Source organism: Pseudoalteromonas sp. TB51, assembly GCF_000498055.1.
GTDB classification, from domain to species: Bacteria; Pseudomonadota; Gammaproteobacteria; order Enterobacterales; family Alteromonadaceae; genus Pseudoalteromonas; species Pseudoalteromonas atlantica.
Genome location: NZ_AUTO01000018.1, coordinates 1 through 1,908 on the forward strand (window position 1 = coordinate 1; position 1,908 = coordinate 1,908).

1 protein-coding gene is annotated in these 1,908 nt (G+C 45.6%); it reads right to left on the reverse strand.

What is annotated here, in order from left to right:
- Nucleotides 1–1,908 (reverse strand): hypothetical protein (locus L650_RS24215; protein WP_029771739.1); only part of this gene is annotated, 1,908 nt, incomplete at both ends.

Below are 1,908 nucleotides of genomic sequence, written 5' to 3' on the forward strand. Positions count from 1 at the left end.
CCGAGCCACGGGTGCCATCTTGGCCGTTCTGCCCGTTCTGGCCATCTTTGCCGTCTTTGCCGTCTTTGCCGTCTTCACCGTCTTTAGGAATGCGACCCATTAACAAGCCAAGACTCATTTCTTCGCCGTCAATTACCTCAAGGCGTGGCCTACAAAACATGGCGTAACTATCGTTCTTGGCATAAAACCTAAACGCGCGGTGAATTTGGGTTGTGACCCCTTCCTTCTGCTTAAACTCCGGTGAGGTAATGACTTTTTCACCCGTTTCAGGGTCATATATTCCCGATATGCCCGAGGTAAGTTCATTTGATTTATTGCTGCTATGCAAAATACCTACAACTAAATACCACTTTTGTTTTATAGGTAGATTACCTGTAAAAAAGTACGGGTTATTATTGTCGGTATTGTCCAAATTTTTGCAGGGTGCACACCCTAAGTAAAGGGTGTGGTCTTCGCCTTGTTCTTCACGCATCCAAACGCTGTAGCGATAAGATAATGTGGGGTCTGTGTCGGTAACTGTAACGTCCCAACCACCGGCGGCTCCCTCGGGGTTAGCTAGTTCACTTATCCAAATAGCTTCATAGGTATCTTGGGGGCCAAGCCCTGAAATTACTTTATTATGTTCAGTGGTACCCTTTTTAGAAAAGATACCTTGAGAGCCTGATCTTCCTGTTACCCAATGGCCGTGTGGGCGAATTAAATTAGTGTAGGCGGATTCTCCCGTATCCCCTTTAATAATATACTCAGCGGGTTTACTCCAACCGGATTTGACCCACGCCGTACCTACGTTTATATACATGGTTTTAGAAACGTAAGTTATTTTACCTTCTTCAAAATAGGGCGAATCTTTATAACCGTTAGGAATAATTTCATTTGTGCCATCAAAACTGCCGCCTGTTGGGGTTTGTGGTGTGGTTGTACCCGTTGTAAAAATAAAGCTGTTATAACTACCATCATTACCATCAAAGTAATCAGTTCCCTTAACGGGGGTGTATCCGTTTTCACCATCCTTGACCACAATACTATTACCACTGCCATCAGTAATGGTATGGGTACCGTTGCCATTATCTGTTACCGTTGGTATTGGCGCGTTTTCACCATCACGAATAGTTACCGTTTCCGACCCGTTACTTATGGTGTATGACCCGTCTGGGTTTGTTGTAATCGTGGGTGTCATCCCATCAGCACCATCAGCACCATCTTTGGCGCGGATATCCGCCTCACTTTCTACGGCGTAATTATCCCCTAGTATCATTTTGCCTTTAAAGATATGCACAGGGTTTGCGGGGTCTGTGTTATCAATATATGACGTAGGCACAAACGTGTTGCCTACCATCACGCCTTGGCGGATCACATCACCTACCAAGTCAAGGTTGCCCGTTTCGCCATCGTTATAGCCAACAACGCCCACGGCGCGACCATTGTTGTCTAATTGCCACCCGCCACGGGCCACTAACTCACCGTTTACCTTTTTAAAGACTTGTTTTAACTCTTTAATGCTGGCAGTGCTTTCCCCATCACTAATTTGTAAGTTAGAAATGTACTCAGCTAATGGGCCTTGAACCCAAGACCCCCCTTGATCAACACAGACTACAGCATCATTTTCGCTGGTAATGTTGCCCTCAGCATCAACACAGTAGCCAACGGCGGTGCGGGTGTATTCTTGCGCTGTGGCGATAGCTTCATTTTTTGCTTGGTCGGTGTCGTTTTCAATCTTACTGGTTAAGGTTTGCGAAAGTGTTGTGAATGCCTGATTTTGACTTGCAAAGGTTTCAGCGACTTCATCAAAGCTACTAATGGTATCGGCCACAAACGATTCAAACTCTTGATCGCGTACTGTATTAGCTTCATCAATAGTGGCAATGGCTGTGGTTACGTCACTAAATCGGGCGGTTACGGTGTCAAAGG